Here is a 6,822-nt window from a genome sequence, read left to right as displayed (position 1 = left end):
ACCACCGAAAGTTTTTGCACATACAGTTGCAATCGCAGCAGTTAAAGTTGTTTTACCATGGTCAACGTGACCGATTGTGCCCACGTTTACGTGTGGCTTATTACGTTCAAACTTAGCCTTAGCCATGAGTTCTTCCTTTTTAAACTACTCATGCAGGGTCACTACATGAGCACTTGGTTTTTTAACTATGTATTAGTTGGGCTTATAGTAATCGAAAGATTACTCGTCGTCACCTTTTTTACCACCATTTTGGAATTTAGAAATGATGCCTTCAGCCACGTTACGTGGAGTTTCAGCATATTTAGCAAATTCCATAGAGTAAGTCGCACGACCTTGAGACATAGAACGCATTTGAGTTGCGTAACCAAACATCTCAGCAAGTGGAACTTCTGCACGAATGGCTTTCGTACCACCAGGTAAATCGTCCATACCTTGAACCATACCACGGCGACGGTTTAAGTCACCCATGATGTCGCCCATGTAGTCTTCTGGCGTTTCTACTTCTACTTTCATGATCGGTTCAAGAAGGATAGGATCAGCTTTCATGAAACCATCACGGAAGGCATAAGAACCTGCCATTTTGAACGATAATTCGTCAGAGTCGACATCGTGGTAAGAACCGTCGAATAATGTCGCTTTGATGCCTACAACTGGGTAACCAGCAAGGACACCATTCTTCATACGTTCTTGAATACCTTTATCAACCGCACCAAAGAATTCTTTAGGTACTACACCACCAACAACTTCTTCAGCGAATTCGTAATCTTTACCAGCGTCTTCAGGAAGCGGTTCAAGACGTACATATACGTGACCGAATTTACCTTTACCACCAGTTTGACGTACGAATTTACCTTCTTGTTCAACCGATTTTTTGATCGTTTCACGATAAGAAACCATTGGTTTACCAATGTTTGCTTCTACACCGAATTCACGCTTCATACGGTCAACAATGATGTCAAGGTGAAGCTCACCCATACCCGCAATAATCGTTTGACCAGATTCTTCATCTGTACGAACACGGAATGATGGATCTTCTTTCGCTAAACGACCTAAAGCAACTGACATTTTTTCTTGGTCAGCTTTAGTTTTAGGTTCAACCGCAAGTGCAATTACTGGCTCTGGGAATTCCATACGCTCTAGTGTAATTACGTGGTTTTCATCACATAATGTATCACCAGTCGTTGTATCTTTCAGACCTACACACGCTGCGATATCACCTGCACGAATTTCTTCGATGTCGTGACGATCGTTTGCATGCATCTGTACGATACGACCGATACGTTCACGTTTCATTTTCACTGGGTTATAAACAGGGCTACCTGCTTGAAGAACACCAGAGTAAACACGTACGAACGTTAAGTTACCAACGAATTTGTCGTTCATGATTTTGAACGCTAACGCAGAGAACGGCGCTTCATCAGACGCTTCACGAGAACCTTCAGTTTCGTCTTTGTCGTCAAGAATACCTTTGATCGCTTCAACGTCAGTTGGTGCAGGTAAGAATTCAATTACAGCATCCAACATACGTTGAACACCTTTGTTTTTGAATGCAGAACCACACATCATTGGCTGAATTTCGTTTGCCAAAGTACGTGTACGTAGACCGCCAACAATCTCTTCTTTAGAAAGCTCGCCTTCTTCTAGGTATTTATCCATGAGTTCTTCTGATGCTTCAGCAGCAGCTTCAACCATGTTAGTACGCCATTCTTGCGCTAATTCTACCAATTCAGCTGGAATCTCACCGTATTCAAACTTCATACCTTGAGATGCTTCATCCCAGATAATTGCTTTCATTTCGATGAGGTCAACAACACCTTGGAAGTTTTCTTCAGAACCAATTGGAACAACGATCGGCACTGGGTTTGCACCCAAGCGAGTTTTCATTTGTTCTACAGCACGGAAGAAGTTCGCACCAGTACGGTCCATTTTGTTTACGAACGCAATACGTGGAACTTTATATTTGTTTGCTTGACGCCATACAGTTTCAGACTGAGGTTGAACACCACCTACCGCACAGTAAACCATGCACGCACCATCAAGAACACGCATAGAACGTTCAACTTCGATTGTGAAGTCTACGTGTCCCGGGGTGTCAATAACGTTGATACGGTGTTGATCGAACTGGTTACCCATACCAGACCAGAAGCATGTTACTGCTGCTGAAGTAATGGTAATACCACGTTCTTGTTCTTGTTCCATCCAGTCAGTAGTTGCCGAACCTTCGTGAGTTTCACCAAGTTTGTGGCTTTGACCTGTGTAAAACAAAATACGTTCTGAAGTTGTTGTTTTACCCGCATCAATGTGTGCAGAGATACCAATGTTACGGTAACGAGAAATTGGGGTTTGACGAGCCATGATTTCTAGCATTCCTAAATTTTGTTGTTTAAAACAGGACGCATCAATAAGTATTGATGCGTACGGATACTTAATACGAATTTAAGGACAACTTAAATTCCTGCCCATCCCCCACTTTGGTAGAGGGCGATATTAAATCGTGCTGCAATTCGCATCAGTATTCTCCTGATTAGGGACTGTTTTAGCCGCTTAGAAGCGGTAGTGAGAGAAGGCTTTGTTGGCTTCAGCCATACGATGCACATCTTCACGTTTTTTGATCGCTGCGCCTTTACCTTCAGCTGCATCAAGCAACTCACCAGCAAGACGTAAAGCCATAGTTTTTTCAGAACGCTTAGCAGCAGCATCTACTAACCAACGCATCGCTAAGGCAGTACGACGGGATGGGCGTACTTCCATAGGAACTTGATATGTAGCACCACCAACACGGCGTGCTTTTACTTCGACCATAGGACGAACTTTTTCAAGAGTAGTCTCGAAAAATTCAACTGGGTCTACTTTGTTTTTTTCTTGAACGCGGTCTAAAGCACCGTAAACGATACTTTCAGCAATAGATTTTTTACCATCTTGCATTACATGGTTCATGAATTTAGCGATTGTTTGGCTGCTGAACTTAGGATCCGGAAGGATTTCACGAGCAGCGACTACGCGACGTCTTGGCATTTTAAACTACCTATAAATATGACACTTCAGGTTAATCCAGCATGAGCACCAAGTGTCAGGTGCATTCGCTGGCCTTACTACACGTCGCTTGAATTTCACAAATTTAAATGCAGAAATCAGACAAGCGAGACGATAAAGGATTGCGGTTTACGATCTTAAGAGTTCATTCTTAAAGAATTATTTCTTAGGACGTTTAGCACCGTATTTAGAACGTGATTGGTTACGATCTTTCACACCAGCACAGTCTAAAGAACCACGAACGGTATGGTAACGTACACCAGGTAAGTCTTTAACACGACCACCACGGATAAGAACAACACTGTGCTCTTGTAGGTTATGACCTTCACCACCGATGTAGCTAGAAACTTCGAAACCTGAAGTTAAACGCACACGGCAAACTTTACGCATTGCTGAGTTAGGTTTTTTAGGTGTAGTTGTATAAACACGTGTACAAACACCACGACGTTGTGGACAAGCCTTCAACGCAGGAACTTTAGATTTTTCAACTAAAGTTGTGCGACCCTTACGGATCAACTGATTTGTTGTTGCCATATGGCAATTCTCCCGTTAATAAAAAGCCTCAAAAAAATACCACTTTTTGAGGGCATGCAATTGTAAGTCAAGATGCAAAAATGGTCAACATTCGACACTTATCAAATATTGACCATCTCTGTATTTCACTGACTTTTTTAGATGGTTTTTTCGCCACCTATCAGATTAGAAAAAGCTCATTTAGATGTTAACTTTTCTTTTCACCTTTTGATTTTGCTTTAGCTTCAACCTTTTGCGTAACATTTTCATCGACATCTGATTGTTCAACGGCCTTTTTCTCTACTGCTTCGACCTTATCAGTTTGAGTATCTTTTGTTGCATTTTTTTCACTCACTTGCAAATTTTCAGCCAACTTTCCCACTTTTTGTGCGGGTTTAGCAATCTGCTCACCGTCGGTTGTTTCATTTTCAGTAGCAATATGTTGTTTAGCTAAATCAGCAATACTAATTTCTACCTCATCACTTTTTAGGTTTTGTGCTTCATCTTTTTTCAGTACTTGGACATCTTGAATAATGTCATTCTCATCTGACTGTTCAGCTGCCTTTTCCTCTACTGCTTCAACATCTGCTTGAGTATCTTTTGTGACATTCTTTTCACTGACTTGCGAATTTTCAGCTACCTTTTCTACTTTGTCTGCTGATTCAGTAGCCTTCTCATCGCCAGTTGTTTCATTTTCACTCGCAATGTGTTGTTTAGCTAAATCAGCAATACTGGTTTCTTCCTCATCACTTTTTAAGTTTTGTGCTTCATCTTTTTTCAGTACTTGAACATCTTGAATAATTTCATTTTCAGATGGCTGCTCTGTAGTTGCTGTACTTAACTCAGGCGCAGCATCTTCATGCTCAGGTGCTTGCAATAATGGACTGGCTTGCGCAAGCAAAATCTCAGACTTTTCAAACGCAGCTAAGGCACTGATATTTTCTTGAGGATGTTGGATTAAATACTGCTGCGCACCTTTAAAGACGATTTGCGCTTTTTCAGTTGCATCATCGACAAGTTTCCAGCTATAAGTTGCACTGATCCCGATACAAGCAAATGGAGTAAGTTTAGAAATAATATTGAATTGTGGAAAGTTTTCTAACCATGCCCACTTAAAGGTACCATCTTCATTACTGATCCAGTTTTTCCAGACATCGGTTGAGTTACTTGAACCAAGTAACTGCTGGAACTGACTCATATCTTGAGTTTTTAAAGTATTTGCAAATGTACGCAAGGCGATCAGCAAAGCTTGTTTTTCTGCCACAGAACCAATGTCAATTTTTTTGAAAATAAATTCAACCACATCATGGTCTTCAGGTTTCAACTCAAAACCATGCGCACGACCTGTTTGGTAAATACTGCGTAACGCCAAAGCAATCGAGCTTGGGACATCTATCGCTGAACCAATGACACCCGTCGCACCTGTCAGTGCGCCTTGAATCGCAGCAAGGACTTTATTTTGATTGGCTAGTGCTTGGCTAATACGTTGTGAACGTGCTGAATCTTGGCTCAATTCCTTGATCTCTTTAGCACCCACTTCTTTTAACAGCTTTTCTACTGAACTACCTTCTGACACAAAGTCATTTAACTTCTCAAAAAAGTAATCTGACATTTTGTCATTCAACTGTGGGGAGATAAATGATGCAACATTATTGATTTTCTTATAATGACGACCAAGTAACTGACTAGACACTTTTGGTAAATGTTCACGCATCATTTGCTGTGGATTATCATACTGTTTTTTTTCAAACATACTTTGAGTACGAGCTTTACCTTCAACCACTGAGTCACTTTCTGGCGCATGACTGAGTTTGCTCACTGAGTTTGGCGCAACGTGATTTAATAGGTTTAAACCTGTTGTACCAATTTTTTTAGCGAGACCAAATGTATTGGATAACATGCTACTTGATTGTTTATTATTAGAATCTGCCATTTGCACTCTACTCCATTCATTTTTATCGGCTTAGCCAAATACTAAGGATAGTCTGAAATTATCTCAACTCTATTTGTGTATGCTTGAGCTAAAAATACAAAATCATGACAATTGCTTAACGCTAGAAACACACTTGAGTCGTAATTTGTCGCATTAATGCGCATACAACTGGCATTCTAGTAAAGCCCTCGTTATGATAATTTCAAAATTTCACAAGATTTTGAATAACATGAATAACAATTCACAACCCCATGCAACACAAACACAGCACATTTTAAAACTCAGTGCTGAACAAAAATATCATGACGAATTACAACGCTTAAAAGAGCATGATCAAAAACGTAAACCACAAGGTTGGCAACTGTCAGCCTATGCTGTTCGTGATTTTATTTTGGGAAATCCCCAACTCAATATTCAAAAAAAATTTTATGGTGATGATGCGTTGGTGGATCGTGCTTTAGTCACCTTGATGGGTAATCAAGGTCTGATGCTGGTCGGTCAACCAGGTACAGCAAAGTCCATGTTATCTGAATTATTTAGTGCAGCGATCAGTGGAAACTCGCAACTGACGATTCAAGGTACCGCAGGCACAACTGAAGATCATATTAAATACTCATGGAACTATGCCTTACTCTTATCAGAAGGGCCTTCGGAAAAATCCCTCATTCCTTCACCTTTATTTTTTGCCATGCAACAAGGCAAATTAGCACGTTTTGAAGAAATCACACGTTGCCCACCTGAAATTCAAGATGTTTTAGTGTCGTTATTGTCCGAAAAACAAATGATGATTCCTGAAATGGGACAGGATTTTAATATTTCTGCACAACAAGGTTTTAATCTCATAGCCACTGCCAACTTACGAGATCGTGGTGTACATGAAATGTCAGCCGCATTAAAACGTCGTTTTAATTTTGAAACCGTGAAACCGATTCAAAATCGTGATTTCGAAGTGGAATTGGTTCAATTGCAACTCAAACAACAAGTCGGTGATTTATTTTCAGAACTGACCGTTCCACCGCAAGTAATTGAACTACTTGTTACTATTTTCAATGAATTGCGTACAGGACAAAGTCTGCAAGGTGCAAACTTAAAAACTCCTGATGCAGTCATGTCAACTGCGGAAGCCGTCAATATTGCGCATGCAGCAAGCTTACAAGCGATCTATTTGGGAGATGGTGTACTCAAAGCCGAACATATCGCACAGCAATTGGTCGGTGTAGTCTTTAAAGACAATCCAGAGGATGCCAAACGTTTGCGTTACTATTTGGACAGTGTAGTAAAAGAGCGTGCCCGTCAAGACAAAGACTGGAAAGCCTTTTTTGAAGCCAGTCGTGAGTTTTAAT

6 protein-coding genes are annotated in these 6,822 nt (G+C 40.7%); 1 reads left to right on the top strand and 5 read right to left on the bottom strand.

From position 1 onward, the window contains the following. From HUS24_RS13875 to HUS24_RS13855, 5 genes are all read right to left on the bottom strand, one after another. The coding region (locus HUS24_RS13875; protein WP_227552738.1) for a GTP-binding protein at window positions 1–126 on the bottom strand (126 nt) is incomplete at its 3' end. 93 nt (window positions 127–219) lie between these two features. Then, window positions 220–2,355 carry an elongation factor G gene (gene fusA / locus HUS24_RS13870; RefSeq protein ID WP_173912507.1) on the bottom strand — a complete coding sequence of 712 codons (2,136 nt, stop codon included), beginning with the start codon at window positions 2,353–2,355 and terminating at the stop codon, window positions 220–222. Between the two features lie 189 nt (window positions 2,356–2,544). After that, a complete protein-coding gene (gene rpsG, locus HUS24_RS13865) occupies window positions 2,545–3,015 on the bottom strand; it encodes a 30S ribosomal protein S7 (RefSeq protein WP_004655203.1) in 471 nt (156 codons plus the stop codon). A 177-nt stretch (window positions 3,016–3,192) separates the two neighbouring features. Continuing rightward, window positions 3,193–3,567 (bottom strand): 30S ribosomal protein S12, encoded by a 375-nt coding sequence (gene rpsL, locus HUS24_RS13860; protein WP_000246374.1) that lies wholly within the window; start codon window positions 3,565–3,567, stop codon window positions 3,193–3,195. 187 nt (window positions 3,568–3,754) lie between these two features. Beyond that, entirely contained in the window at window positions 3,755–5,479 is a 1,725-nt protein-coding gene (locus tag HUS24_RS13855) for an EcsC family protein (RefSeq protein ID WP_173912506.1), read from the bottom strand. A 229-nt stretch (window positions 5,480–5,708) separates the two neighbouring features. On the opposite strand from HUS24_RS13855, the gene HUS24_RS13850 reads away from it, so the two are divergent. Continuing rightward, a complete protein-coding gene (locus HUS24_RS13850) occupies window positions 5,709–6,821 on the top strand; it encodes an AAA family ATPase (RefSeq protein WP_173912505.1) in 1,113 nt (370 codons plus the stop codon). Window position 6,822 lies beyond the last annotated feature (1 nt).

It is taken from the genome of Acinetobacter sp. Marseille-Q1618 (assembly GCF_902809855.1).
In the GTDB taxonomy this organism is placed as follows: Bacteria; Pseudomonadota; Gammaproteobacteria; order Pseudomonadales; family Moraxellaceae; genus Acinetobacter.
Note: the sequence above shows the minus strand (reverse complement) of the source record. Positions and strands in the feature narration are given on the sequence as shown.

Bases quoted from the DNA above. Each gene is read 5' to 3' on its own strand.
- rpsL (WP_000246374.1), bottom strand. From the start codon at position 3,567: ATGGCAACAACAAATCAGTTGATCCGTAAGGGTCGCACAACTTTAGTT.
- HUS24_RS13850 (WP_173912505.1), top strand. From the start codon at position 5,709: ATGAATAACAATTCACAACCCCATGCAACACAAACACAGCACATTTTA.
- fusA (WP_173912507.1), bottom strand. From the start codon at position 2,355: ATGGCTCGTCAAACCCCAATTTCTCGTTACCGTAACATTGGTATCTCT.
- HUS24_RS13855 (WP_173912506.1), bottom strand. From the start codon at position 5,479: ATGGCAGATTCTAATAATAAACAATCAAGTAGCATGTTATCCAATACA.
- rpsG (WP_004655203.1), bottom strand. From the start codon at position 3,015: ATGCCAAGACGTCGCGTAGTCGCTGCTCGTGAAATCCTTCCGGATCCT.